23 protein-coding genes are annotated in these 25,964 nt (G+C 38.7%); 16 read left to right on the top strand and 7 right to left on the bottom strand.

Going from position 1 to position 25,964, the window contains the following annotated elements:
- The first annotated feature begins 254 nt into the window (after nucleotides 1–254).
- The 10 genes from gltB to J576_RS11665 all read left to right on the top strand — a co-directional run bounded on the left by gltB (nucleotide 255) and on the right by J576_RS11665 (nucleotide 13,293).
- Nucleotides 255–4,730 (top strand): glutamate synthase large subunit, encoded by a 4,476-nt coding sequence (gene gltB / locus J576_RS11620; protein ID WP_002051753.1) that lies wholly within the window; start codon nucleotides 255–257, stop codon nucleotides 4,728–4,730.
- Between the two features lie 69 nt (nucleotides 4,731–4,799).
- Nucleotides 4,800–6,221, top strand: coding sequence for a glutamate synthase subunit beta (locus J576_RS11625; protein ID WP_002051782.1), 1,422 nt, complete (start codon nucleotides 4,800–4,802; stop codon nucleotides 6,219–6,221).
- 173 nt (nucleotides 6,222–6,394) lie between these two features.
- Nucleotides 6,395–7,282, top strand: a complete 888-nt coding sequence (locus J576_RS11630) for a metal-dependent hydrolase (protein WP_002051771.1) — start codon at nucleotides 6,395–6,397, stop codon at nucleotides 7,280–7,282.
- Between the two features lie 133 nt (nucleotides 7,283–7,415).
- Nucleotides 7,416–8,006: a LemA family protein gene (locus tag J576_RS11635; RefSeq protein ID WP_002051712.1), complete on the top strand. Its 591-nt coding sequence runs from the start codon at nucleotides 7,416–7,418 to the stop codon at nucleotides 8,004–8,006.
- Between the two features lie 21 nt (nucleotides 8,007–8,027).
- Complete coding sequence (locus J576_RS11640; RefSeq protein WP_002051721.1) at nucleotides 8,028–9,110, top strand: TPM domain-containing protein; 1,083 nt, start codon at nucleotides 8,028–8,030, stop codon at nucleotides 9,108–9,110.
- Entirely contained in the window at nucleotides 9,104–9,664 is a 561-nt protein-coding gene (locus J576_RS11645; protein WP_002051657.1) for a TPM domain-containing protein, read from the top strand. The genes J576_RS11640 and J576_RS11645 overlap by 7 nt, the downstream gene beginning before the upstream one ends.
- A gap of 339 nt (nucleotides 9,665–10,003) precedes the next feature.
- Nucleotides 10,004–10,477 (top strand): pilin, encoded by a 474-nt coding sequence (locus J576_RS11650; protein WP_002051636.1) that lies wholly within the window; start codon nucleotides 10,004–10,006, stop codon nucleotides 10,475–10,477.
- Nucleotides 10,478–10,578: 101 nt separating this feature from the next.
- Nucleotides 10,579–10,803: a hypothetical protein gene (locus J576_RS11655; protein WP_002051650.1), complete on the top strand. Its 225-nt coding sequence runs from the start codon at nucleotides 10,579–10,581 to the stop codon at nucleotides 10,801–10,803.
- 28 nt (nucleotides 10,804–10,831) lie between these two features.
- Nucleotides 10,832–11,566, top strand: coding sequence for a TfpX/TfpZ family type IV pilin accessory protein (gene tfpZ / locus J576_RS11660; protein ID WP_002051776.1), 735 nt, complete (start codon nucleotides 10,832–10,834; stop codon nucleotides 11,564–11,566).
- 98 nt (nucleotides 11,567–11,664) lie between these two features.
- On the top strand, nucleotides 11,665–13,293 hold the full coding sequence (locus J576_RS11665) for a PglL family O-oligosaccharyltransferase (RefSeq protein WP_002051695.1): 1,629 nt from the start codon (nucleotides 11,665–11,667) through the stop codon (nucleotides 13,291–13,293).
- Nucleotides 13,294–13,335: 42 nt separating this feature from the next.
- Here the strand turns inward: J576_RS11665 and bfr are convergent, their stop codons facing one another.
- The 7 genes from bfr to gmk all read right to left on the bottom strand — a co-directional run bounded on the left by bfr (nucleotide 13,336) and on the right by gmk (nucleotide 18,259).
- The gene (bfr, locus tag J576_RS11670) at nucleotides 13,336–13,800 is read right to left on the bottom strand and encodes a heteropolymeric bacterioferritin subunit Bfr (RefSeq protein WP_000678123.1); all 465 of its coding nucleotides are present in this window, start codon (nucleotides 13,798–13,800) and stop codon (nucleotides 13,336–13,338) included.
- 244 nt (nucleotides 13,801–14,044) lie between these two features.
- Nucleotides 14,045–14,239, bottom strand: a complete 195-nt coding sequence (locus tag J576_RS11675) for a bacterioferritin-associated ferredoxin (protein ID WP_000289091.1) — start codon at nucleotides 14,237–14,239, stop codon at nucleotides 14,045–14,047.
- A 219-nt stretch (nucleotides 14,240–14,458) separates the two neighbouring features.
- The gene (ridA, locus tag J576_RS11680; RefSeq protein ID WP_002051728.1) at nucleotides 14,459–14,842 is read right to left on the bottom strand and encodes a deaminase RidA; all 384 of its coding nucleotides are present in this window, start codon (nucleotides 14,840–14,842) and stop codon (nucleotides 14,459–14,461) included.
- Nucleotides 14,843–14,963: 121 nt separating this feature from the next.
- The gene (locus J576_RS11685; RefSeq protein WP_002051757.1) at nucleotides 14,964–17,069 is read right to left on the bottom strand and encodes a RelA/SpoT family protein; all 2,106 of its coding nucleotides are present in this window, start codon (nucleotides 17,067–17,069) and stop codon (nucleotides 14,964–14,966) included.
- 39 nt (nucleotides 17,070–17,108) lie between these two features.
- Nucleotides 17,109–17,240 carry a hypothetical protein gene (locus J576_RS20080; RefSeq protein ID WP_102990545.1) on the bottom strand — a complete coding sequence of 44 codons (132 nt, stop codon included), beginning with the start codon at nucleotides 17,238–17,240 and terminating at the stop codon, nucleotides 17,109–17,111.
- Nucleotides 17,241–17,278: 38 nt separating this feature from the next.
- A complete protein-coding gene (gene rpoZ, locus J576_RS11690; protein WP_000135049.1) occupies nucleotides 17,279–17,557 on the bottom strand; it encodes a DNA-directed RNA polymerase subunit omega in 279 nt (92 codons plus the stop codon).
- Between the two features lie 72 nt (nucleotides 17,558–17,629).
- Entirely contained in the window at nucleotides 17,630–18,259 is a 630-nt protein-coding gene (gene gmk / locus J576_RS11695; RefSeq protein ID WP_002051739.1) for a guanylate kinase, read from the bottom strand.
- Nucleotides 18,260–18,381: 122 nt separating this feature from the next.
- Here gmk and ispH point away from each other — a divergent pair, with 122 nt between their 5' ends.
- The 6 genes from ispH to J576_RS11725 all read left to right on the top strand — a co-directional run bounded on the left by ispH (nucleotide 18,382) and on the right by J576_RS11725 (nucleotide 25,958).
- Nucleotides 18,382–19,332, top strand: a complete 951-nt coding sequence (gene ispH, locus J576_RS11700) for a 4-hydroxy-3-methylbut-2-enyl diphosphate reductase (protein ID WP_002051768.1) — start codon at nucleotides 18,382–18,384, stop codon at nucleotides 19,330–19,332.
- A 168-nt stretch (nucleotides 19,333–19,500) separates the two neighbouring features.
- Complete coding sequence (locus J576_RS11705) at nucleotides 19,501–19,950, top strand: GspH/FimT family pseudopilin (RefSeq protein ID WP_025467929.1); 450 nt, start codon at nucleotides 19,501–19,503, stop codon at nucleotides 19,948–19,950.
- Nucleotides 19,947–20,447, top strand: a complete 501-nt coding sequence (gene pilV / locus J576_RS11710) for a type IV pilus modification protein PilV (protein ID WP_002051742.1) — start codon at nucleotides 19,947–19,949, stop codon at nucleotides 20,445–20,447. Before J576_RS11705 ends, pilV begins: the two co-directional genes overlap by 4 nt.
- Before the next feature lies 1 nt (nucleotide 20,448).
- A complete protein-coding gene (locus J576_RS11715; protein ID WP_002051737.1) occupies nucleotides 20,449–21,486 on the top strand; it encodes a PilW family protein in 1,038 nt (345 codons plus the stop codon).
- Nucleotides 21,483–22,265: a pilus assembly PilX family protein gene (locus tag J576_RS11720; protein ID WP_002051645.1), complete on the top strand. Its 783-nt coding sequence runs from the start codon at nucleotides 21,483–21,485 to the stop codon at nucleotides 22,263–22,265. The genes J576_RS11715 and J576_RS11720 overlap by 4 nt, the downstream gene beginning before the upstream one ends.
- Nucleotides 22,266–22,280: 15 nt before the next feature.
- Nucleotides 22,281–25,958 (top strand): pilus assembly protein, encoded by a 3,678-nt coding sequence (locus J576_RS11725; RefSeq protein WP_002051641.1) that lies wholly within the window; start codon nucleotides 22,281–22,283, stop codon nucleotides 25,956–25,958.
- Nucleotides 25,959–25,964: the final 6 nt, after the last annotated feature.

Below are 25,964 nucleotides of genomic sequence, written 5' to 3' on the forward strand. Positions count from 1 at the left end.
TTAGCCCTCTAAGAAGTGAATTCTATGCAGAGGCGTGGGGTCCAACTGCTTTAAAAGAGTGCGAAATAAGTCAAAACATTTTTCTAGCAAAAACCAGTGTACGTAAAAATGGAACAGCGTATATTGGCTTATCAGCCCAAAATTTTTTGTTTGCGAAACATTGAGCTAACTGTCATCCGTAGGCACTATCGCAAAAAGAAGTTGTTTGTTTGACGCTCGAAAGAGCCTTATTGAAAGAAGGGTACGCTATGCACATGCCATCGCCTAATACTGTAGCTCCCGCTCAAGGTTTATATCAGCCTGATGAGTTTAAGGATAACTGTGGTTTTGGACTGATTGCCCATATGAAGGGTGAATCAAGTCATCATCTAGTAGAAACCGCGATTCACAGTTTAAGTTGCATGACGCACCGTGGTGGTATTGCCGCAGATGGCAAGACGGGAGATGGTTGCGGCTTATTATTGGCGATGCCAAAGCAATTTTTCCGTGATGAAGCAAAAAAACTAAGTGATATTACACTAAGTGAAATTTTTGCTGTGGGTACGGTATTTTTAAATATTGATCCTGCATTAGCACAGCACTCTAAAAATATTTTAACAAAAGAAATTGAGTCAGAAGGTTTACGTGTACTCGCTTGGCGTATCGTCCCTACAAATAACGATGCATTAGGTGAAATTGCGCTTCAATCTTTACCAGCTTTTGAACAAGTCATTGTGAACTGTCCAATGGGTGTAACTGAGGTTGAATTTAACCGTAAGTTATTCTTGGCGCGTCGCCGTGCGGAACAACAACTTCAAAAAGATCCGTCATTTTACGTGACTACGCTTTGCTCGACAGTTATTAGCTATAAAGGCTTGATGATGCCTGCTGCAATTGCTGAGTTCTATACAGATTTGGCAGATGAGCGCTTAAAATCGCATATCGTGGTATTCCACCAACGTTTCTCTACAAATACATTACCGCGTTGGCCTTTGGCTCAGCCATTCCGTTACCTTGCGCATAATGGTGAAATCAACACGATTACAGCAAACCGTAACTGGGCGTTAGCGCGTACTCCTAAATTTGAAAACCCATTATTACCAGGACTTACTGAGCTTAACCCAATTGTAAACCGTACAGGTTCGGATTCTTCAAGCTTGGATAATATGCTTGAGATCTTGGTGGGTGGTGGTATGGATTTATTCCGTGCTTTACGTATGCTCGTACCGCCAGCATGGCAAAACGTTGAAACTCTAGATACGGACTTGCGTGCATTCTATGAATTCAACTCAAAACATATGGAAGCTTGGGATGGTCCTGCTGGTCTTGTTATTCAAGATGGCCGCCATGCGATTTGTATGCTTGACCGTAATGGCCTGCGCCCTGCACGTTGGGTAATTACTAAAAATGATTATATTACCTTAGCATCTGAAATTGGTGTTTGGGGCTATGAACCTGAAGATGTAGTTTCCAAAGGTCGTGTAGGTCCTGGTCAAATCTTGGTAGTCGATACTTTAACAGGTAAAGTACTTGATACTAAAGATGTTAGTACTCATTTGAAAAACATGCGCCCGTACCGTGAGTGGTTACGTGATCACGCGATTCGCTTAAATGCAAACCCAGAACTTGAAGAGCAACTTGTTGATAAAGGTTTAACTGGTGAAGCATTAAAAGCAGCTCAAAAAATGTTTATGGTGACATTTGAAGAGCGCGACCAGTTGTTACGTCCAATCGCTGAGAGCGGTCAGGAAGCTGTTGGTTCTATGGGTGACGATACGCCAATGGCTGTATTGTCTCGTCAAGTACGTCATGTGACCGACTACTTCCGTCAACAGTTTGCACAGGTGACAAACCCACCAATTGACCCACTGCGTGAATCAATTGTTATGTCACTTGAAACCTGTTTGGGGCGTGAGCAGAACGTATTCGAACAAGGTCCTGAGCATGCTGATCGTATCATCATCTCTAGCCCTGTATTGTCAAATTCAAAAATGCAGCAAATCCGTACAATTGAGCGTGCGGGTTATGAGGCAGTTGATATTGATTTGAACTATGCTGAAACAGAAGGTTTGCAAGCGGCAATTACGCGTATTTGTGAAGAATCTGCACAAGCTGTTCGTGATGGTAAAACCCTAATTGTTTTAACTGATAAAAACATTCGTGAAGGTTACTTACCTGCAAACGCTGCACTTGCAACGGGTGCGGTACACCATTATCTCATTAAAACTGGTTTGCGTACTGATGCAAACATTATGGTTGAAACTGGTTTTGCACGTGATCCACACCAATTTGCGGTATTACTTGGTTTTGGTGCGACTGCTGTTTACCCATACCTTGCATATGACGTAATCAATGACTTGATTGCGAAAGGTGAGCTTTTAGGTGATCCGATTCATGCACAAGCAAACTTCCGTAAAGGTATTGAGAAAGGCTTGTTAAAAGTTCTTTCGAAAATGGGTATCTCGACAGTAGCTTCTTACCGTGGTGGTCAGCTTTTTGAAGCAGTAGGTTTATCTTCTGAAGTTGTAGATCAGTGTTTTTTAGGCGTTCCAAGTCGTATCCAAGGTGCAACATTTGTTGATCTTGAAAATGACCAGAAAAAATTAGCGGCGACAGCTTGGTCTAGTCGTAAGCCAATTGATCAGGGTGGTTTGCTTAAATTCGTATTTGGTAAAGAGTACCATGCGTTTAACCCAGATGTGATTAACTCACTACATAAAGCGGTTCGCTCTGGTAAATACGAAGACTTTAAAGAATATGCCGAGTTAGTGAATAACCGTCCGATCGCGACTATTCGTGACTTGTTTAAGTTAAAAACAACCAATCCAATTCCGGTTGAGCAAGTTGAATCGGTTGAAGATATCTTGCCTCGTTTCGACTCGGCAGGGATGTCTTTAGGTGCGCTTTCTCCAGAAGCACATGAAGCTATTGCAATTGCGATGAACACCATTGGTGGTCGTTCAAACTCTGGTGAGGGTGGTGAAGACCCTGCACGTTACGGCACAATTCGTAATTCGAAAATTAAGCAAATTGCATCTGGTCGTTTCGGTGTAACACCTGCTTACTTAACTTCTGCTGAAGTTTTGCAAATTAAAGTTGCTCAAGGTGCAAAACCAGGTGAAGGTGGTCAGTTACCAGGTGGTAAAGTGAATGGCTTAATTGCGCGTTTACGTTACTCAGTACCGGGTGTGACACTTATTTCACCTCCGCCACATCACGACATTTACTCAATTGAAGATTTGTCGCAACTGATTTTTGACTTGAAACAAGTTAACCCCAAAGCGATGGTATCTGTGAAGTTGGTATCTGAACCGGGTGTAGGTACGATTGCTGCTGGTGTTGCTAAAGCATATGCAGACTTTATTACCATTTCTGGTTATGACGGTGGTACTGCTGCATCTCCGCTTTCTTCAATTCACCACGCAGGTTCTCCATGGGAGCTTGGCTTGAGTGAAGCGCATCAGGCACTTCGTGTAAATGACTTACGTGGCAAAGTACGTGTACAAACTGATGGTGGTTTAAAGACTGGTCTTGATGTTATTAAGGCAGCAATTTTAGGTGCTGAAAGTTTCGGTTTTGGTTCAACACCAATGATTGCATTAGGTTGTAAATATCTACGTATTTGCCACTTAAACAACTGTGCAACAGGTGTTGCAACTCAACAAGACCATTTACGTCAAGAGCACTATATTGGCGAACCACAAATGCTCATTAACTTCTTCCACTTTATTGCAGAAGAAACACGTGAATGGTTAGCGGCTCTTGGTGTAGCTTCACTTAAAGACTTAATTGGTCGTGTGGACTTACTTGAAGTATTACCGGGTGAAACTGAAAAACATGCTCACCTTGATTTAAGTGCATTGTTAACTTCTCATCCTGCTGCTGAAGGTAAAGCGCAGTACTGTGAAGTACAAGGTAATGCACCATTTGATAAAGGTGTATTGGCTGAGAAAATGGTTGCAGAAATGCTTCCTGCAATTGAGTCAAGTGCAGGCGGTCAGTTCAACTTTAATGTCGTGAACTGTGACCGTTCAATTGGTGCACGTGTATCGGGTGAGATTGCTCGTCGCTATGGCAACTTGGGTATGGAAGCACATCCGGTTGTAATGAACCTAACAGGTACTGCTGGTCAGTCACTTGGTGTTTGGAATGCTGGTGGTTTACATATCCGTCTTGAAGGTGATGCAAACGACTATGTAGGTAAAGGCATGGCGGGTGGTCGTATCTCGATCTTCCCACCAAAAGGTTCGCCTTTCCAAACACAAAATACAGCAATTATTGGTAATACTTGTTTATATGGCGCAACTGGCGGTAAGTTATTTGCAGCTGGTACGGCAGGTGAGCGTTTCGCCGTTCGTAACTCTGGTGCGTTTGCTGTTATTGAAGGTGCAGGTGACCACTGCTGTGAATATATGACTGGTGGTGTTGTGACTGTGCTTGGAAAAGTGGGTCATAACTTCGGTGCAGGTATGACAGGCGGTTTTGCTTATGTGCTTGACCTCGATAATGACTTTGTAGATTACTACAACCACGAGTTAATTGACTTAACCCGTATTTCAACAGAATCTATGGAAGATCATAAAGAGTTCTTGTTGCGTATTATTGACGAGCATATTAAAGAAACTGGTAGTGCTTGGGCTTATAAAATTCGCAATGAGTTCGATTTCTACAGCCGTAAATTCTGGCTTGTAAAACCAAAAGCTGCTAACTTGCAATCGCTTTTGAAAACTACACAAGCTGATCCACAATAATTCCACGACTGCAAAGACATAGGCAGGTGCGGGCAACAGGGAAATCCGCGCCTACCCACGGAGAGAGACATGGCAGAACGCCTAAATAATGACTTTCAATTTCTGGATGTACCACGTCAAGATCCAGAGAAAAAAGATATTACTGTCCGCAAAGCAGAATTTGTGGAAATTTATAAACCTTTTACTTCGGAAACTGTCACTAATCAGACACACCGTTGTTTAGGTTGTGGTAACCCATATTGCGAATGGAAATGTCCTGTACATAACTACATTCCAAACTGGTTAAAACTGATTGCTGAAGGTCAAATTTTCCAAGCTGCTGAGCTTTGCCATCAAACAAATACTTTACCTGAGGTATGTGGTCGTGTATGTCCGCAAGACCGTTTGTGTGAAGGCGCTTGTACCTTAAATGATGGGTTCGGTGCGGTCACTATTGGTAATGCTGAAAAATATATCAATGACACAGCTTTTGCTTTGGGTTGGCGCCCAGATATGTCACATGTGAAGTGGACAGGTAAAAAAGTTGCAATTATTGGTGCAGGTCCAGCAGGTCTAGGCTGTGCCGACATTTTAGCCCGCGGTGGTGTTAAGCCAGTTGTATTCGATAAGCGTCCTGAAATTGGTGGCTTACTGACATTTGGTATTCCAGAATTCAAAATGGAAAAGGATGTGATGAAGCGCCGCCGTGAAATTTTCACTGGCATGGGTATTGAATTCCGCTTAAATACTGAAATTGGTAAAGATGTCACGATTGATGAATTACTTGCTGAATATGATGCAGTATTCATGGGAATGGGAACTTATACCTACATGAAAGGTGGTTTCCCGGGTGAAGATCTTGATGGTGTTTATGATGCGCTTGATTTCTTGATCTCTAACGTGAACCGTTGCCAAGGTTGGGAAAAAGATCCAAGTGAATACATTAGCTTAGACGGTAAAAAAGTTATTGTTCTTGGTGGTGGTGATACCGCTATGGACTGTAACCGTACTTCATTGCGTCAAGGTGCTCATGATGTAACTTGTGCATATCGCCGTGATGAAAGCAATATGCCAGGTTCTGCACGTGAAGTAAAAAATGCGTATGAAGAAGGCGTAAAGTTCTTGTTTAACCGCCAACCAATCGAAATTGTTGGTGAGAATGGCAAAGTGACAGGCGTAAAAGTGGTAACGACGCAGATGGGTGAACCAGATAGTCGTGGCCGCCGTAGCCCTGAGCCAATTCCAGGTTCGGAAGAAATTTTACCGGCAGATGCAGTTTTACTCGCGTTTGGTTTCCGTCCAAGTCCAGCAGACTGGTTTGGTAATGTGAATATTAATCTTGATGGTTCAGGTCGTGTAGTTGCACCAGAGCACCAAGAATTTAAATTCCAGACATCAAACCCGAAAATCTTTGCTGGTGGTGATATGGTGCGTGGTTCAGATCTTGTAGTTACAGCTATTTGGGAAGGTCGCCAAGCTGCTGAAGGTATTTTAGATTATCTTGGTGTTTAATCTAAAAAATCATTACTAAAGTTTTTGATAAAGCCTGCTATATGCAGGCTTTATTTTTTACCGTTAATCAGTTTGACGTTTTTGGCAAATACAATAAGCTTTTTTGCCCTTTTTGGCCCCTTAGTTGCAAGAGATACTCAAAGCTTCCTTCTTCACTACAGTAGGTGTTGAGCATGAACATCGCAGGTATGACGGCAGAAAAATCATATTTAAATCGTCGAAAAGCGTTGGGTATTACAGTGCGTCGCCTTGAGTTTAATCCTCAAGCAATCAAGCGCTATTATTTTGCAAATTCGCCTTTAATGTCCCATTTTTTAACTGCACTCTCTTCAACATTTCCCGTAGGAGAACAGTTTTTTGTAAATAGCGTGCGTAATGTACGTGACAAAGTTTCCGATCCCCAATTGCAGGCACAAATTGCAGCTTTTATTGGACAAGAAGCGATGCACTCGAAAGCGCATGGTGAATTTAATGAGGCTTGGCGCCGTGATGATTATAATCTGGATCGTTTTCAAGCTTGGTTGAATGAGCGTGATAAATATTTAAGAACAATTTCTCCTAAGCTACAGCTGGCATTGACATGTGCATTTGAGCATTTTACGGCTTTGCTTGGAGGGTATATTTTACAGCATCCTGAATTATTAAAAACTTTGGACCAAGATGCGCTAAAGCTTTGGGTCTGGCATGCTATTGAGGAAATCGAGCATCGTTCAGTTGCATTTGATGTATACCAACATGTATATGGAGATGATCGTATTCGCCGTTTACTAATGCGTAGTGTTACTACGGGATTTGCGAGTCTTGCTTTCTATGGTACGACACGATTATTTTGGCAAGATAAATGGAAAAGCTTGCCTAAAATAGGCGGAAATATTTTTGGTGTGTATTTGCTTGTTAAAATGATTATACAACTGACACCTGAATATTTTGCTTATTACAGAAAAGACTTTCATCCGAGTCAAAAAAACTATGGCCAGATGGTCGATTACTGGAAGAGTTATTTGGCGGATGAATATCAAATGACAAGTTTCCAAGAGGAAACAAAGTTAAGGCCAAGCTAGAATAAAAAACCGGATTTAAAGATCCGGTTTTTTTTAAATCTATAAAATAAAAGCAACACAATAATGCCAAATTCATCATACAATCGAGACAAGAGGTTAAAAATATAAAGAAAAACTTGAGGATAAAGTGACGATGAAAACGTTTAAACAACTTGTAATCGCGACAACACTTGCAAGCACCTTACTATTTTCCGGCTGTGGCTATAATACTTTACAGGTCAAAGATGAGGCTGTAACAGCGGCTTGGTCTGAGGTACAGAACCAATATCAACGTCGATCAGATTTAGTACCAAATCTTGTAAACGTAGTTAAAGGTTATGCTAAGCACGAAGAGCAAGTATTAACTGAAGTAACTCAGGCACGCGCAAATGTAGCAGGCTTGAAGGTCGATAAAGAAGTATTGGAAGACCCAGCATTACTTGAAAAATATCAACAAGCGCAAAGCCAGTTAACTGGTGCATTATCTCGACTGATTGCTGTTTCAGAAAATTACCCAGACTTAAAAGCCAATACCCAATTCCAAGAATTACAGGTTCAGCTTGAGGGTACAGAAAACCGAATTGCTGTGGCACGTAATCGTTATATTACAACTGTTCAAGACTATAACTCTTATGTCCGTCAGTTCCCACAAGCTGTAACAGCGAAAGTGATTGGTATGCATCCAAAAGCTAATTTCTCTGCAGAAGCATCGGCTCAGCAGGCTCCAAAAGTTTCTTTCGATTAATTTAAATCAGGGAAGAGCCGCATGAGAAATACTATATTGCTTCAGTTTAAGCAAATTAAGGTGTTTGTTATTACCTTAATGGTGCTCTGCTGCAGTGTTCTGTTTCAGAGTGCGGCTTGGAGTGAGAATAATATTGCCACTGCTACAGATGAAACTGATACTGTGGTGGCAGGTAAAATTATTCAACAGCAGCAAGCTCAAGCATCGAAACCTAAAATCAATGAGCAGGCTGCTTCAAGTGCCGCGCCTCAAGCTCAGGTTGCGAATGACATGGCTGATGGTGAATCAATTCGTGGTTTACCTACATTAAATCAGCCTGTTATTGATCAAGCCAATATTTTGAGTGAAGCTGAAAAGCAGCAACTCAATCAGAAAATTTTAAATCTATACCAGCAAGGTAAGGCACAAATAGGTATTGTGATTGTACCGACTACAGGCCAAGAAGATATATTTGATTACGCTTTACGGATCGGTGAAAAATGGCAACTTGGTTCGAGTAAACGAGATAATGGTTTACTTATCGCAGTTGCAATTAACGATCATAGAATACAAATTTTGACTGGATATGGTTTAGAAGGTGTATTGCCTGATATCGTTGCAAGTCGAATTATTCGAAATCAAATTACACCTTATTTTAAACAAGCCCAATATGCCGAAGGCTTAAACGCTGGTATTGATGAAATTGGAAGGATTTTAAATCTAGATCCGGAAGTTGCTCAGCAAGCTGCTCAAGATTTAAAAGAGCGCCAACATCAGGCTGCCGAAGAACAACAAGCCAAACAAACTACTTTGACAATGGCGTTGTTTATTCTTATTGCCGGAATTGTAGGCTCGTTTATTGTTGGCCGACCTCTTAGTGCTTCTACAGCAGGTGTTGCTGCCGCGGTAGCAGGTTTTGTAAACGGTGCTGGCTTGGTTACTAGTTTACTACTTGGATTTGGTATTTTCTTTTTACTCATTACTTCAATTGCCCAACTTATTTTACAGGCTATTTTAAGTGGTTCTGGTGGGGGTGGACGTGGAGGCGGCTTCGGTGGTGGAGGCGGCGGTTATGGCGGCGGCGGAGGTCGTTTTGGTGGTGGAGGTGCTTCAGGGTCATGGTAACAACATCAGAAACAACACAAATTATTACTCAACCAAAAATTGAGGAATATGTAGAGCCAAGCTTAAAACGTTGGTTTAAGCATCTTTGCTATTTTCCTGCTAGTAGCCGCTATTTTAGTAAAAGGGATAAACAAGCTATTACTGAAGCGGTTCAAAAAGCAGAACTTGGTCATATTGGTGAAATACAGGTTGTTATAGAAGGGCATATTCCTTGTTCACAAGCATATAGGCAGAACACGCGCTTAAGGGCGCAACAATTATTTGCAGAACTTGGGGTTTGGGATACTGAACTTAATAGCGGTGTACTGCTCTATTTAAATTTATGTGAACGCACAGTAGAAATTATATTTGATCGTGGTATTCGAAGCGCGACGACTGAGCAGGTGTGGCAACAGATTTGCGAATCTATTGTGCACCAGCTTAAGCAAAAACAGTATCTACATGCTGTAGTGATTGGAGTTCAGCAAATTGGTGATGTGATGTCACACTTTTACGATGAAAATATGCCAGATCAAAATAATGAATTGGGTAATGCGCCTATCATTATTAATTAAATTATCTACACAAAATCTAGCTGTTTTAAAAAATTTGGACAATAAACTGACTGACAAAAAATGTCATCTAATCATGTATTTTTAAAGAGATTTTTGTCACATTAAAAAGTAAAAAAAAGAAATAGACTGTGAAGAAATTTTTATTAGTGATTTAATTCTAAAAAAATTATAGTGACAATTTTTGTCACTTATTTACTGCTTTAGCATTTCGAATAAGTTTAAAGTATTTATAAATCTTTGTTTTTTAATAAAAATAAAAGTTGGCATGGTTGCTGCAATATATTCTATAGCTCAAAAAGCTTATATAAAAACATACATACAATCTTTGGGGAAAAGGCTATGAATGCACAAAAAGGTTTTACATTAATCGAACTCATGATCGTTGTAGCGATTATTGGTATTTTGGCTGCGATTGCTTTACCAGCTTATCAAACTTATATGGTCAAATCTAAGTTGGTAGAGGCAACAACTGATTTAGATGCTGCAAAAGTAGCTGTTGCAGAAGCTTACTCTACAAATGATAATCAATTTCCATTAACAGCAAATAGTCCTATCCCACCTTTAGGTGCTAATGCTAAATATGTTACGGCATTAACTTATACTGGAACAGCTAATGGTCCAATCACAATTGTTGCGACTCTTGGTGGTACAAACAATACAAAGGTTGATGGTAAATTTATTGGTTTGACTGGTACTGGTCAGGCTGATGGAACAGTTTCATGGTCATGTAGTACATTTACAAGTACAACGAAAGCAGGTGCAGACACAGAACTATATCCATTCTTACCAACTAATTGTCAAAAGGCAAGTTAATACATACTATAAAAAGCGCATCTTTTCTAAGATGCGCTTTTTATTAAATAAACTTACTCACTAATAATTTTCAATAAATATATTTGGATAGGATAATTATTATGTCAATTGTATTGGTTACGGTATATCTTGATGAAGATATTCCAGAATATATGAATGGAGTTTTCCGTATAGGTTCTGTTATATTGGAAGATGATCAAGGAAAAGAAACTGATCATGATGGGTTGGTGGATAATACAGATTTTCATAGTTTAGACAATTTAAAAAGAACTGTTGCTGATTGTCTGGAAGTTAATAATGAAATTGTTGTAATTGGCAATAATTAAGATATATCTTAATAAATTTTTTAAATATATGTCAAAACGTCTTAAATTTTTCTTTGGGCATTTAGTTGTTTCATTCGGAATAGCCTCATTTATTGTCACTTGGATATTTCTAGTTTGGTATCCACAACCATTAGCAAAAGCAGTAGGTGTTACCCATATTTTCTTAATGATGGTCGCTATTGATGTTATTTTGGGACCCATTTTAGGCTTATTGGTCTATAAAGAGGGTAAGAAAACACTTAAGTTCGACCTGACCATTATTATCCTGATTCAACTTTCTGCATTAGTCTATGGTTTATATAGCATTGCTCAAGGTCGCCCTGCTTGGTTAGTTTATAATGTAGATCGTTTTGAACTTGTGCGTAATAATGAAATTACTGACACCAATATTCAAATAATTCAGCCACAATTCCGATATCCTTCTTGGTTTAATCCGCAATTTGCCGCTGTTAAAATACCAGAAAATAAGGAACAACGTAGTAAAAGTATATTTGAAGAAATATTTAGTGGTATTTCTTCTGCTCAACGACCAGAACTTTATGTTGATTTGGTACAAGTTAAGCCACTTATACGAAATAAAGTTCAAAATTTGAATGAACTGGAAAAATTTAACTCTAAACAGCAAGTAGAAAATATTTTAAGAAAATATCCAGAAACGAATGCATGGGTTCCTTTAAAAGCAAATGCTGTAGATATGGTTGTTTTAATGGATAAAAACTCAGCTCAAGTGGTTAAAATTGTAGACCTACGACCATGGAAATAAATTAGGAACTCTTGTGAGAAGATACATATAGAACCTAATTCTTCTTACCTTCTTCCATGTATAATTCTTCTCAAGTTTTTGGTCTGTAACCTGTCACTATGCAAGTATTCTTTTTATTCCTCGCAGCAATCCTGTTAGGTTTTGCATGGCTATCTCCATTTCACTATAACCCTTGGGTGATGTTTTCTAGCGAAATGAGTACCTTTGCGGCAGGTCTAAGTGTCGTAGCTGCACTTTTTTATCAAAATATAAAAATTCCGCGGGCACAATTATTACTATTGCCATTTATTTTAATTCCAGTGGTGCAGTGGGCTTTTGGTCTAGTTTTTGATTTTAGTACAGCTTTGTTAAGTTCACTTTACTTATTAGGCTTTTGGTTTATGGTTGTAGCTGGCTATAACCTATCATTAGATTACCGGCAGCGGGACCAAATTTTTACAGGGTTTAGCCTGCTTACCGTTATTGTTTCAGTTGCAACTAGCTTTATTGCGGTTTGCCAGTGGTTAAATATTGATACGCATTTTGCACATATGTTGCATTTAATTGGTAATCGACCTTACGGTAACTTTGGCCAACCCAATAATATGGCAACCTTTCTCATTATGGGGTTATTAGGATGCTTATATTTATATGAAAAGAACAAGGCTTCAGTTTGGTTACTCTTGCCATCAGCACTAACTATTTTATTTGCAGTTGTCCTAAGTCAATCACGCACTTCTTGGATTGTTTTTCCATTTTTACTCACCTATTGGGCTATTAAGCAATTTAACAAACCGAAGCGTTTTGGACTTTTTCAAGGCTTATTATGGTGTGCTGGCTTTTTCCTCATGGCGGGCTTAGTTTTACCGTTTCTTACAAGCTTAATTGATGCATGGTCGCATACAGATATAACTCAGGCGAGTAGCTTGGCTGAACGGGCAAGCTCGGGTTATTTGCGTTTTAATATCTGGACGCAAATGTTACTCGCTGTACAGCAGCATCCTTGGTTGGGATATGGGTGGAATCAAACTAGTGTTGCTCAAATGTCCGCTTATGCTCTTTTCCCAACGACAGAATGGACGACTAGCGCTCACAATGTGTTGCTAGATCTTATTATTTGGAATGGTATTCCAATTGGTATCGTGATTATTGCCTACTTTACATGTTGGTTATTTTGGTTAAATCAACAAGCGAAAGAAACAATATCGATTATTGCAGTGATGATGGTCTGTACAGTACTTATTCATGCCATGTTAGAATTTCCGCAGCGTTATGCTTATTTCTTACTGACTTGTGGCTTTTTATTGGGTGTAATTCAAGCACAGACTCCAATACTGAAAGGTTTTGTACTAGGTAAACATCTTCTGCGTTTAATTTGGGGTGTTAGCTTAATACTTATGATCGCAATTTGGCGTGATTACAACGTATATGTCATGAATAGTAATTTACTATTTAAAAATAAGCAGCCAAATGCCGAGCTTATGGGAAGTGACCAGATTTTTGTTCTAACCCAATTTGAGCAGCGTTTAAAGTGGATTGCGCTTAATCCTCATGTAACTTTATCTGAAGCAGAGTTAGTTCAATGGGGAAATTTTGTAAAGAATAAAGCGTCGCCTTATAACTTGCGTAAATATGCTCAGCTACTTGCCTATAATGGAAAAGTAGAACAAGCCGAGCAGCAAATATTTATTTTGCAGCATCTTTATCGACAACAAATAACTTTGGCAGAGTTGTTAAAAAATAAATAAAAAAAATCCCCTTGAGTACAAGGGGATTTTTTTTATGAGAAACTACATTTGGCTTTGAATATAATTTTCGATACCAACACTGCCAATAAGATCAATTTGAGTATCTAACCAATCCCAATATTCTTCCTCTTTTTCTAAGATTTCTTGTACCAAATCACGCGTTACATAGTCTTGTTCGGTTTCGGCTAAAGCGACCGCTTTTTGAATTGCTTCAATATTTTCTTTTACTTTACGGATGTCGCATTGCAGAACTTCTTCTGTATGTTGACCGATATACAATTTACCTAAGTGTTGAAGATTAGGGAGACCTTCTAAAAATAAGATACGCTCAATAATCTTGTCGGCATGTTTCATTTGACGAATTGATTCTTTATATTCAGCAGAACCGAGTTGTTCAATTCCCCAGTCATTAAACATGCGAGAGTGTAAAAAGTATTGGTTAATTGCAGTTAAATGATGATACAGCACTTGGTTAAGCTGATTGATTACATCACGATTGCCTTTCATTGTAGCTACTCCAAAACAATTTCTGCCTTAATCCAATTAAGGCAATCTATGAATTCATTTTAGTGAACATTCACAGATATGGCGAGTAATTTATAGAACAGCAAATGAAAATCGCAATCAAAAACAACACAATATTGGTAAAGCTGAATTTCCTTCCAAAAAAAACCGCTTGAATGAGGAACAATTAACGTTCCGCAAAAAGCGGTGGAGGAGTCAATAATTTACTGTTAAATACTAATTTTTATTATGCAGCTACAGAAATGCGCGCAGCAATTTCTGCTAATTCTTCACTAATAATGGCACGTGCTTCTGGTGCACAGCGTCCACAGCAAGTACCGAGGTCAAGCAAATCGCGAATTTCACGATAGCTTTCAGCGCCATTTTCAATAGCGTCTTTAATATCCTGATCGGTAATGCCACGACACAAGCAAACGTACATGGGAGTAATCCCCAAATATAAATGCGATAATTGATATTATTGATAATTATTATCGTTTGTCAATGAAATTCATTTAAAATCTCATTTATCTTTATTGGGATTTTGGATAAAAAAATACCGCCTAAGCGGAAATCTAATGGTTGTTTAGATTTCTCAGCATAGCGGTATCTAATTTTAGAACTAAATATTTAAGGATTAATCTGTAGCGAAATCTTTATCTTATTGATTAATAATTACAATTCCATCCATTTCTACTAATGCGCCTTTAGGTAGACTTGCTACCCCAAGTGCTGCACGAGCTGGGTATGGCTGAGCAAAATATTCGCCCATAATTTGGTTTACAAGCTGGAAATTAGATAAATCAGTAAGGAAAATGTTGAGCTTTGCAATATCTGCAAGTGAGCCACCCGCAGCTTCACATACAGCTTTGAGATTATCGAATACACGGCGGATTTGAGCTTCAATACCGTCTACAAGTTCCATACTGTAAGGGTCTAAACCAATTTGCCCTGATAGATAGAGTGTGTTACCTACTAAAATAGCTTGAGAATATGTGCCGATAGCAGCAGGGGCATTTTCAGTATGAATGACTTGGCGGGACATTTGGTTCTCCTTGATTAAATCTTTTTCCATCATAATCGATGATAGGTTTTGACAAAAGTATCATCGATTTAATTAATTAGGTGCTTATGGAAAGTTAGATTTTAGTAAAGTAGAACAATTTTTAGCTGACTTTAGAAACTTCTGCTTGTGGAGCAGGGGTATCCAAACGCTCAATACGTGGGAATCCATAGTGCATTCGTAAATCACGAATGACTTTCGCAATATGTTTACGATTGTTGACTACAATATTGACGAAAGTACGTTGCTCATTGGAATGCACCATTTCCACCCCCGCATTATTTTTACGGCATTGATAGATGAGATCTGATACCTGTTCATCATTCATTGCCATATAAATCGCAAGGTAGGCCGTAAATCGTACATCATCTACATCATCTGCTTTCCATTGAAGTGGCATAATATTTTCTGGGTGTAGATGTTGTTCATGAAGTAAATTATGACAACGAATACGATGCACAATTAGGCCACGACGTGTTAAATGACCTTGAATTAAATCGCCTAAAATTGGGTTACAGCAGTGAGCATATTTAACATCGATACCTTCAGTACCTTGAATTAATCGGTCCGAATTTTCTACTTGTGGATGTTTATCATTTGCAAACAAGTGGTTGGCTACAAGTTGAGGAAGTAAATCTCCAACTGCAATTTGCTCAAATAATGCATTTTTATTGTCAATATGACGCCATTGTAAAAGATCTAGCCAATCTGCATCTGAAAGGTCGTTGATTGAACGATTAAAGAGTTTCAAAGCGCGTGAAAGTGCTTGGGCACCCACTAAGCGTTGTTCTTCAATATCTTGATCTTTGAGCACGTGTTGTAAAGCACGACGAGCTTTCTGAGTATTAATAAAGCTAAGCCAATCTGGATTTGGTGTTGCTAAAACATCAGTAATAATCTCAATAACTTGTCCACTGACTAGGGGGGTTGAAAGTGGCTTAATTTCACCATCAACTTTCGCACCTACCGCATGGTTACCCAAGAAAAGACTAGCTGAATAGGCAAAATCAACTACTGTTGCACCTTGTGGTAATTCATGTAATTGACCATGTGGGGTATAGACCCAAATTTTTTCTTGATGTAGATAATCAAGTAAATCGTTAAAAGTTGTCTTAGCGCATTCACTATCAATGAGTGTATTTAAATTTTGCATTGATGCCTGAATGGCAGAGCGACAAGTTTGTGGAGCATTTTCACCTAATACCACACCAAAACGGGCAGCTTTACGCATCAATTCAGTTTGGATGGTGAGTGATAGCGTAGTTTTTTCGCCTTTGAGCTTGATCAGTAAAGACTGATTCCCGCCAGGTAGTGGGCGGCGGATATGATCTTGATACTGGATGACTTGGAAATTTTCTTTTAATGCTGCCACTAAGCGGTCGCAGTCAGCAATAGACTGTAAAACGATTTCAAAAGCATGACTATGAGTCAGCTCTTGTAAATCCATTTCGTTTTTAACGAAATGGCGTAATAACTCGATATTATTATTTTTCTTTTTAATACGACCTTGAATGTGATAGTTGTGCAGAAGCTCTGCAAGATTTTGTTCCCAAATACTTTGATATTTACATCGTTCGGGTTTAGTTTGAAGTAAAGCATTTTGAACGTTATCAAACATATCTAAATCAAGATTTTGATAACATAAATTTTCAAGATTATCAGCCATCTCATTCATGCCGACTAATCTTGCCATAGGTACAAAAATATCAAAAGTTTCTTGCGCGATACGAGCACGTTTATCGGGACGCAGAGCACCCAATGTGGTCATATTATGATAGCGATCAGCTAATTTAATAATAATAACGCGTGGATCTTGTAAGGTTGCTTGCAGAATTTTTCTGAAAGATGCGGCTTTATTATATTCTTTATCGCTTGACTGGCTTAGCTTAGTTACGCCATCAACGAGTTCTGCAACTGTTTGCCCGAAGCGCTCAATAATATCATCTTTGGTATATTGAGTATCTTCAATGACGTCATGTAAGAGCGCTGCCATTAAAGTTTCCGGATCTAAACGCATATTAGCTAAAATACAGCTGACAGCAATAGGATGCAGAATATAAGGTTCACCACTTTTACGGGTAATACCAGTGTGTGCCAGATCTCCAAAATCACAGGCAGCAAGCACTTTCTCGACTTCACTTACTGATAAGTAAGGTTCGATAATTAATTTGAGCTGTTGCTTGGCTTGGCTGACCTCTTCGCCTGGCATAGACCACCCTTTTTCTGTTACTTAAAAAACTAAATCTATCTACTTCTTAATGAAAAGCATATTGCGGAACTTGTCAATTTTTTCGTTTGAAAAAGTGTATTTTTTTTTCAATGAAAATAATTGCTTTTGCCAATATGTTTTTAAATATAAAGAAGCCAAATAAAAAACCATCGCAAAGAAACGATGGTTTTTTATAGAAACAGGAGTAATTAGAAAGAAAAACCTTCTAAATTTAAACTGTTTGTAGAAAGAGCAAGATCAAGACTAGAAGTTTGATAATCTTGCTCACGTTGTTTAAGAATTTCTTTCGTTACATGACCTACAGCGATTTCACGTAAAGCAACAACTGTTGGTTTGTCGTTATCCCATTCTACAGTTGGCTCCATGCCTTGACGTGCCAATTGACGAGCACGTTTACTTGCAACGAGCACAAGCTCAAAACGGTTGTCTACATGATCTAAACAATCTTCAACGGTGACGCGTGCCATAAAAGTTCTCGTTTTGGAATGGTAAATTTGAACAGACTAAATAGTATAAAAGGCTTTCGTTCTAGACTCAAGTTATTCCTGTTTTGGTTGAGGAGTAATCAAGTCCTGAATTAATGCTTGGTGTCTATTTGCTTGTTGAGATAACACTAATCGGTTTGCAGTAATTACTGCTTCAAGCTCATGAAGTGCTTTATTAAAGTCATCATTAATAATAATGTAATCAAAATTTACATAGTGTTGCATGTCTTCCACAGCACAGCTTAAGCGATGTTCGATAACTTCCACAGAGTCTGTGCCACGGTTAGATAACCGTTGACGTAAATCGAATTGAGTAGGTGGTAAAATAAAGATCTGTTTAGATTCAGGAAAGAGTTTACGTACTTGCTCAGCACCTTGCCAGTCAATTTCAAGCAAGACATCATGCCCTTGAGCTAATTGTTGTTTAACAGTTGCTTGAGAAGTGCCGTAGTAGTTACCAAATACTTCAGCGTATTCAATAAATCCACCTTGATTTACTTGGTCTAAAAAGACATCTTTTGTTGTGAAATGATAGTGAACACCATCTAACTCACCTGGTCGTTGACCTCGGGTAGTATGCGAAACTGAAACATGTAAATTGCTCACACGGTCAAGTAGGGCTTTCACCAAAGATGTTTTGCCCGTTCCTGATGCAGCAGAAACGACAAACAATAGACCCGACATGATATTTTTCCTGATATGATAAAATATCTTCGCTATTGTAGTGTACCGTGCGTTTAAACTGAATAGTTTTAACTGCAAATATTTACGAGAACTTCCCCTGTTTTATTAATTTTGAGGCTGTTATGGAAATTGTGTTAGCTAATCCGCGTGGTTTTTGTGCCGGTGTTGATCGAGCCATAGCAATCGTCAATCGGGCTTTGGAATGTTTTAATCCACCTATTTATGTGCGTCATGAAGTTGTACACAATAAATTTGTGGTAGATGACTTACGTCAAAGAGGGGCTGTTTTCGTTGATGAGCTGGATCAAGTGCCAGATGATTCTATTGTAATTTTCAGTGCGCACGGAGTTTCAAAAGCGGTCCAGCAAGAAGCAGAGCGTCGAGGTCTCAAAGTTTTTGATGCGACTTGTCCGCTTGTTACGAAAGTGCATATTGAAGTGACTAAATATGCCCGTGAAGGTACAGAAGCGATTTTAATTGGTCATGAAGGGCACCCAGAAGTGGAAGGAACAATGGGGCAATATGACAAATTAAAAGGCGGTGACATTTATTTGGTCGAAGATGAAGCCGATGTAGCAGCGCTTGAAGTCAGACATCCAGAAAAATTAGCTTTTGTTACTCAAACAACTTTATCTATTGATGATACAGCGAAAGTCATTGATGCTTTGCGTGCAAAATTCCCAAAAATTCAAGGGCCACGTAAAGATGATATTTGCTACGCAACTCAAAACAGACAAGATGCGGTACGTGACTTAGCTGAAAAATGCGATGTTGTACTGGTTGTTGGTTCACCTAATTCATCAAATTCAAATCGTTTACGTGAGCTTGCTGAACGTATGGGTAAGGCAGCTTATCTTGTTGATAATGCTGATCAACTTGAACAATCATGGTTCAATGATACTTGTAAAATTGGCGTTACAGCAGGCGCTTCTGCTCCAGAAATTTTAATTAAACAAGTGATTCAACGTTTACAGGATTGGGGAGCCCAAGCACCTAAAGAGTTAGAAGGGCGTGAAGAAAATATTACTTTTAGTCTTCCTAAAGAGTTACGTATTCATGTGACTCAAGCATAAAATGTGACTTGTTTAACATACTGATTTTAAAAAATTTAAACAGATGATTGTCAAATGACGGTTATCTGTTTTTTTATACCCTTTATCTGGTTTGTATTCGTTTTGTAAAAGTAGAACGTAAAATTTATATAGAAATAAAAAGTTTTAAATTTATTTGGGGTTATGGGGATGAGGGGAATTACTCCGCAAGAAGGGTTCACCTTAGTGGAACTCATCGTAACAATTGCAGTCATGGCTATTATTGCTGTGATGGCTGTACCAATGTTTGGGGATATGTTGAATAATCAAAATTTGAATAGAAGTTCAGAAGATCTAGTTTCAAGTATAAATCAGGCACGTATGAAAGCTATAGTCGAGCGTAGACAAGTAAAAGTGCAATTAAATTCTACGTATGTGGCAGATAGTGATAATCAAATTAATTGGGTACCAAGCGGAAAAGCTCAATTAAAAACGGGATCTAATACTTCTATAGTATTTTTAATGTCCGGTTTGGTAAAAGATGCAACCGGAGATACAACTTTTGAAATTTGTAATACGGCATCTGGTAATAAATCAAAAATTATTAATGTTTCAAGAATGGGATCAATTCAGTCAATCACAATGGGGACATGTTCATGAAGAGCCTTGGACACCAGCGTGGTATGGGGATGATTGAAATTCTAGTTGCTTTGCTGATTTTGGCAATTGGTATTTTAGGCTTTATTGCTCTGCAGTATAGAGCGTTAGAAGCAAGTGCAGAAAGTACATCACGGGTACAAGCAATTACATTAGCGCGCGATCTTGCCGAGCGTATGAGAGTTAATCGTAATTCTTTAACTATATATAACCAGCAACTTCAAGATGCCAGTAAACAAACAGACTACGCTAAAAATTGCTTTCAAAACAATTGTACTGATACAGAGCTAGCTGATTTTGATGTTGCTCAGGTTGTAAAAAGTGCATCTTCTTATGGTATGACTATGAATATGATTGCCTGTCCCCAAACTAACAATCGTCAATGTATTTATATTGCATGGGGAGATACTAGTGCAACGAATGGTCCTGGTGTAGGAGATTGTACTCAAGATACTTCATATAACAATAATTCAACATGTGTGATTATGGAGGCCTATTAAAATGAAAAAAAATCAGGGGTTTACATTAATCGAACTCATACTTTCGTTAGCTTTAGGTCTGATAATTACAGCCGCTGCAATATTATTGTTTTTGTCTAGTCAAAAAAGTTTATCAATGCAGATAGGTGTTTCCGATGTACAGGATAATGCTAATTTTGGGCTTAACTATTTAACCCAAGATATTCGCCTTGCGAATTTAAATAATCCTAAAGCAGTTATTAATGATCAAACTGCGTACGGCGGTATTGTCTTAACCTCTGCAGTTAACTCAGCTAAAGATGCTGCTAATGAGCCTCTTAGTAATCTTTATAAAACCATTGTTGGTGTAACAGCCAGTACTAATTTACTTTCACGCAGTCAAGGCGATAGTGTTGGTAGTGGTAATACTTGGACTGGAGCATCAAACGTCCAAAGTAATGGAAGTGATATTGCCAGTGATCAACTCGTTATTCAATATGTACCGCAATATACAATTGATACAAAAGGTACAGCAACTCAAGCTGACGATGAATATATAGGTGGTACAGATTGCGAAGGAAACAATTTGAATTTTCCTCTTGCAAGTGGACGCCAAGTTATAGTTGAACGATATTTTCTACGTAAAGATGCTAATAACACTACTGATGAACCCAATCAACCCTTAGCACTAGCTTGTGATGCCGGTTATTACCCATTAACGGGTAATCCAACTGCTATCACACGTTATGGGGATGCGGGTGAAATTATAATGAAACGCGTAGATTATTTCCGAGTTTTACTGAATGTTCAGGGGAGTTCAGGGCGACGTTATATTTCAATACATGATTATTTGAGTTTAACAGCTCCTCGTCCACGTATTGTTTCGGTACAAATTGGATTATTAACTCGTTCATTGCAACCAGTCGGTGCAGAAGTAGCAATTAAAGATGATCAAAAATTTTCAGTATTGGATCAAACGATTATAGTTAAAAAGCCTACAAATTCTACAAAAAAATATGTGCGGCAAGTGATATCACAAACCATCGCTTTACGTAATGTAATCGGGGAGCGTGGTGAATGAAACTGAAGCAGGGTGGTTCAGCCTTAATTGTTGTACTTATTTTTTTAGTCGCAATTATGATTATTGGAACAATAGCAATTCGTAAGGGATTGATTAATCTAAATATAGCAACAAATAGTCAAGTGCAACAATTGATATTGCAAAATTCGGATGCTTCTTTTTTTCAGCTCGAGAATCCAACCAACCTAATTCAAAGCTTAAGTGCGACAGGTTTATTTGGTTATATCAGCAATGCAAATGACAAAAATAAAGAATTAGTTTTTTGTTATCGCGGAGATCAAAGTGACTTTTTCAATATTGGTCGTGCAAGTTTAATGCAGTGGGTGGATGGAAATAGTGCACCTACTAATAATGCTTTAGGTACAGATGGATACTGTGATGCAGTTGATACAAAGAATAACTGGTTTACCAGTGGTCGTAAGGCAGTCATGACCCAGGTTGCAGTCAAATTCTCCACTGTGGGGGAAGATGACCCTTTTTATGCTCGAACTCGTGGCCTTGATGAAAAAGAAGGACAAGTCCAAGAGGCGAAACGAGTTAAAGTATTTGCTGTGTCATTAATGCCAAGTTTAAGTAGTGTTAATCGTGCTGATATTAATAAGTGTCTACAACAACACATGAGTGAAGTGACACTCCCAGATGGAACGGCAGCGCCAGATGTTACTAATAAATCCGTCTTAGATAATCCTTTAAAATCAGTAGCAGAGTGCTTAACCAGCTTAAATGTCCCATTTACTACGAACGTTACTGAATACACTATTGCACAAGATTTTAATTAATTGGGGAAAATAATAATGGATAAGAAAGACTTAATTTTTTCATATAATTCAAAACTTCTAACAAGTGCAGTAGCTGCTTTATGCACTGGGTTAGTAGCGAGTAGTGTAAGTCAGGCCAGTGATATTGATATTTATCAAAAAGCAAAAGCTGGTGATATTACTTTAATGTTTGTATTGGATATTTCAGGTTCTATGGGATATCCACAGCTTCAAAATGATGCTAGTGCCTGTGATATCCCCAGTAATGTTGTGCAGACAGGTTATAGTAATGTGTTGTCTAGTAATGGTGTTGCCGAATATAAGCGCTATTATTGCACTGCAACTGCTCCAACTTATTATTATATGAAGTATGGGTCATCTTGGTATAGCTGTGGTAATTCGAGTTCGCAAAGTGATTGTACAACTAGGTTAAAGAGCGCACCTTCTACTAGTGGTTTGACCTCAATGTCTGCAAACTATAGTACTTATTACTATAAGGCTGGTCCAAATACTCAATATCCTGACCGTATTACTCGTGTAAAAGATGGCATGATTGATCTACTTAACGGTAATACTAGTAAAGGAATTTTACCTGTTTCTGATGATAAATTGATTGGTCTTACTACTTTCTCCCGTCCAACACAATTTAATACTGCTGGTGAGCCGACTGCTGCAGACAATTTAACGGGGCAGGTCCGTATTCCAGCTCGACGTTTAGATGCAGTCGTAAATGGTAAAACTCAAAGAAGAATACTAATAGAAGAAATTGCAAAACTTGGTGCTAGAGGAGGCACTCCTACAGCTAATGCTTATGCAGAGGCTGCTGCTTCCTTAATGGGTACTACCACTCAAGGACTAAGTAATAGTGGTTTTAACTATGCGGGTGCAGGTGCAACCAGTGGAGGGAGCTATGTACGTCCCGATAGTATTACTAAACAAATGACAGGAACCACTACACAGTGCAGTGGTCAAGGTATTTATGTTTTAACTGATGGTGATCCAAATGGAAACTCTTCAGCATCAGGATTAATGAAGAAAGCTTTAAGCGGTAAAACATTTGCTTGTGCGGATAGCGATACAGGCTGGAATTGTATTCAACAGTTTTCACAATTTTTACTAAATAATGGTAGTAACCCTGTTGGACTAAAAATTAAAACAGCTGTTGTTGGTTTTGGAAGTGATTTTAATATTATTCCATCTTTTAATAGATCACTTTCTTTAGCAGAAAACTTGGCAAATATTGATAACTCTACTGCATCGGCAAATCAGAAAGAAGCTGCGAAATGGGGTGTTAATGCAAGTGGTGGTTGGTATTCTGGTTCAAGCTCTCAAGATGTTGTAAGTAGTGTAAATGCATTTCTCGGAGATTTAGGTTCGGAGATTCCAGCTGTAACTACAGGTTCACCTACTATTCCTAAAGATAGCCTTAACCCAGCTGTATTACAAAAGCAGGCTTATTTTCCTCAGTTTCAACCGACTCCAGATAAAAACTATCAACTGTGGGCGGGTAATCTCAAAAAATATGCAGTAGTTAATGGTGTTCTAAAAGACCGTGATAATACTACTTTAATCAGTACAGCAACTGCTACAAAGGGCCAAATACTTCCAAATCGTGATTTTTGGGCATATATCGATAATGATACTACAAATGATAATGCCGACTCCAATACACCTGGGAGTAATAGCTACACTCTAAAAGGGGGAGCATGGTCACAGCTACTCTTAACAATGAATCAAACAACACAAGAGAACCGTAATCTTTTGACGAATCGAAGTGCAGACGGTACAACGACAACAACACTAAGACAAATTAAAAAGTCCGATTTAACCGATACGACTTATCAAACTGATGGGAAACGCGGTTATTTAATGGCTTTGCTTGGGTATCCAATGACTGTGGCTCAAGCAAAGGATCCTGATCATTTAGTTCTTAATGCTACTCCATCCACTTCTTTAAGACAGATTGGTGCGTTAATGCATTCCTCACCACTATTAATTACCAATAGTGGTCAAATTACATATACAAATGGCGTAATTGATACTCAAAATCGTGAAGACTATGTCTTGTTTGGCACAACGCAGGGGCTTTTACATATAGTCAAGGCTGGTAAAAATGATAGTACTTCTGTGGATAGTAATGGCGGAAAAGAAGTATTCACCTTTGTACCAAATGAAATGATCGAGAAACAACCCGAAGCATTTTTGAAAAACGATGCCATGAATGGAGGAGTCGATCAATTATATTATGGTATTGATGGACCTTGGGCTAGTTATACTCAATATGTATTAGATAGTAGTCGAAAAGGACTCACTGTCGGTAAAGGCTATGGTTCTCAAGAAGGTAAACAGATTGTGTATGGCGGTTTGCGAATGGGGGGGCGTAGTTATTATGCACTTAATTTGCAAGATATGAGTAATCCAAAGTTACTGTTCCAAATATCTCCTGATGAACAGAAAACCTATTATAACGGTTCAACTACTACTTATGCTGCATTAAGTAATATGGGCCAAAGTTGGTCTAAGCCGAGCATTGGCTGGGTAAATTGGAAGAAAAGCGATGGTAAAACTACTGAACGTAAACGAGTAATGTTTGTTGGCGGTGGTTATGATGAAGGTTATGAGAGTGATACCTATAACCCGAGCATTAGCCAAGGCGCAGGTGTATATATGTTTGACGCTGATAACGGTAAGCTCCTTTGGTGGGCTAGTGCTAAAGCGACTACAGCTCAAGGTGCCGAAGCTTATACTCAATCTAATAATTTAAAATATAGCGTAGTAAGTGAAATTCGTACCGAAGATCGAAATGGTGATGGTTTGATTGATCATCTTTATTTTGGTGATTTAGGTGGTCAACTATTCCGTATCGATTTAGATAACACTGCGGCAACAAATGCAAGCTTTGCTAAGCCTCCACAATTATTATTGAATTTAAATAATGGCGCTGCTAGTCCACGTTTCTATGAAATGCCTGCATTTTCAGTGTATGACTATAATGGTACAACGTTTGCCGTTGTTTCTATTGGTAGTGGTAATCGTAGTAAACCCTTAGCTCAGTATGCCTCGGGCCAAGGTTATAATTATGATGCGGTATATAATATTTACGATAAAGATGTAGCAGATAGAAATTTATATAAAGCTGATTTTGTATATCAAACCCCAATCACAAATACTAATCAATTGGGGGAAATTACTAATTCAAACTGGAATACATATGATGATGGTGCAGTCGCTTTACTATCTGCTACCCGTGGATGGTTCTATCAATTTAAGTCCACCAATATTCAAGATGTTAAAGTATTTTCAACACCAATCGTATTAAATCATCGTATGTTTGTTTCTACTTTTGATGGTGGAAAAGCAGGTATGTCTGGAGATTGTGGAGCAGGAGTAAAAGGCGAAAGCTTTTTAAATCAGTTCTGTATGCCTTTTGGACAATGCAGTAAATCGACCCTAGCAGCTGATAATGATAATGTTCAGTGTGCGCCTGGTACAAGTTGTTCACAGGGGGCGGGTATTCAAGATACTACTGTTGTAGATGATGGCGGCGATGGCGGCGGCGGCGGCGGTGGCGGTGGCGGTGGCGGTAATGAAAGTACTAATAATAAGAACTATTGTGTAAATATGGGTAATCGTGGTGTTACTACTATTGGCGGTATTATTGCCTCGAACAGTAGTAAGATGTGTTTAATACCACAGCGTTGGTATGTCCGTTAGGAAGGA

This window comes from Acinetobacter sp. 766875, from assembly GCF_000582055.1.
In the GTDB taxonomy this organism is placed as follows: domain Bacteria; phylum Pseudomonadota; class Gammaproteobacteria; order Pseudomonadales; family Moraxellaceae; genus Acinetobacter; species Acinetobacter nosocomialis.

Bases quoted from the DNA above. Each gene is read 5' to 3' on its own strand.
- ridA (WP_002051728.1), bottom strand. From the start codon at position 14,842: ATGTCCCGCCAAGTCATTCATACTGAAAATGCCCCTGCTGCTATCGGC.
- pilV (WP_002051742.1), top strand. From the start codon at position 19,947: ATGAAGAGCCTTGGACACCAGCGTGGTATGGGGATGATTGAAATTCTA.
- tfpZ (WP_002051776.1), top strand. From the start codon at position 10,832: ATGTCAAAACGTCTTAAATTTTTCTTTGGGCATTTAGTTGTTTCATTC.
- J576_RS11640 (WP_002051721.1), top strand. From the start codon at position 8,028: ATGAGAAATACTATATTGCTTCAGTTTAAGCAAATTAAGGTGTTTGTT.
- J576_RS11705 (WP_025467929.1), top strand. From the start codon at position 19,501: ATGAGGGGAATTACTCCGCAAGAAGGGTTCACCTTAGTGGAACTCATC.
- J576_RS11630 (WP_002051771.1), top strand. From the start codon at position 6,395: ATGAACATCGCAGGTATGACGGCAGAAAAATCATATTTAAATCGTCGA.
- J576_RS11650 (WP_002051636.1), top strand. From the start codon at position 10,004: ATGAATGCACAAAAAGGTTTTACATTAATCGAACTCATGATCGTTGTA.
- gmk (WP_002051739.1), bottom strand. From the start codon at position 18,259: ATGTCGGGTCTATTGTTTGTCGTTTCTGCTGCATCAGGAACGGGCAAA.
- J576_RS11715 (WP_002051737.1), top strand. From the start codon at position 20,449: ATGAAAAAAAATCAGGGGTTTACATTAATCGAACTCATACTTTCGTTA.
- J576_RS11675 (WP_000289091.1), bottom strand. From the start codon at position 14,239: ATGTACGTTTGCTTGTGTCGTGGCATTACCGATCAGGATATTAAAGAC.
- ispH (WP_002051768.1), top strand. From the start codon at position 18,382: ATGGAAATTGTGTTAGCTAATCCGCGTGGTTTTTGTGCCGGTGTTGAT.
- J576_RS20080 (WP_102990545.1), bottom strand. From the start codon at position 17,240: ATGGTTTTTTATTTGGCTTCTTTATATTTAAAAACATATTGGCAAAAG.
- J576_RS11635 (WP_002051712.1), top strand. From the start codon at position 7,416: ATGAAAACGTTTAAACAACTTGTAATCGCGACAACACTTGCAAGCACC.
- J576_RS11665 (WP_002051695.1), top strand. From the start codon at position 11,665: ATGCAAGTATTCTTTTTATTCCTCGCAGCAATCCTGTTAGGTTTTGCA.
- gltB (WP_002051753.1), top strand. From the start codon at position 255: ATGCCATCGCCTAATACTGTAGCTCCCGCTCAAGGTTTATATCAGCCT.
- bfr (WP_000678123.1), bottom strand. From the start codon at position 13,800: ATGAAAGGCAATCGTGATGTAATCAATCAGCTTAACCAAGTGCTGTAT.
- J576_RS11645 (WP_002051657.1), top strand. From the start codon at position 9,104: ATGGTAACAACATCAGAAACAACACAAATTATTACTCAACCAAAAATT.
- J576_RS11655 (WP_002051650.1), top strand. From the start codon at position 10,579: ATGTCAATTGTATTGGTTACGGTATATCTTGATGAAGATATTCCAGAA.
- rpoZ (WP_000135049.1), bottom strand. From the start codon at position 17,557: ATGGCACGCGTCACCGTTGAAGATTGTTTAGATCATGTAGACAACCGT.
- J576_RS11625 (WP_002051782.1), top strand. From the start codon at position 4,800: ATGGCAGAACGCCTAAATAATGACTTTCAATTTCTGGATGTACCACGT.
- J576_RS11725 (WP_002051641.1), top strand. From the start codon at position 22,281: ATGGATAAGAAAGACTTAATTTTTTCATATAATTCAAAACTTCTAACA.
- J576_RS11720 (WP_002051645.1), top strand. From the start codon at position 21,483: ATGAAACTGAAGCAGGGTGGTTCAGCCTTAATTGTTGTACTTATTTTT.
- J576_RS11685 (WP_002051757.1), bottom strand. From the start codon at position 17,069: ATGCCAGGCGAAGAGGTCAGCCAAGCCAAGCAACAGCTCAAATTAATT.